Source organism: Frateuria hangzhouensis, from assembly GCF_026410505.1.
Taxonomy (GTDB): domain Bacteria; phylum Pseudomonadota; class Gammaproteobacteria; order Xanthomonadales; family Rhodanobacteraceae; genus Frateuria_A; species Frateuria_A hangzhouensis.
This window is the reverse complement of sequence record NZ_JAPMIU010000055.1, coordinates 1-283: the sequence shown is the minus strand read 5'-3', so window position 1 is coordinate 283 and position 283 is coordinate 1. Positions and strand designations below refer to the sequence as shown.

General features: G+C 64.3%; 1 protein-coding gene. It reads left to right on the top strand.

Annotated features, from left to right (window positions below):
- Positions 1-42: 42 nt before the first annotated feature.
- The coding region (locus OSC30_RS16845) for a TAXI family TRAP transporter solute-binding subunit (RefSeq protein WP_267173004.1) at positions 43-283 on the top strand (241 nt) is incomplete at its 3' end.

Genomic DNA, 283 nt, shown 5'->3' with positions numbered 1-283 from the left:
CTGTCCGCCGGATTGATAACGGCGCACGCCCAGCAGAAGACCATGGCGATCGGAACGGGCGGCACCGGAGGCGTGTATTATCCGCTTGGCGGCGCCATCGCGAACGTGCTGTCGAAGAACCTGCCGAACGTGCAGGCCACCGCCGAAGTCACCGGCGGCTCGGTCGACAACCTCAAGCTGATCGGCACGGGCCAGAGCGAGATGGGCTTCACCATGGCCGACGCCGCGCTCGATGCCTATAAGGGCGAGGACAAGTTCAAGAGCGGAAAGATCCCGCTGCAAG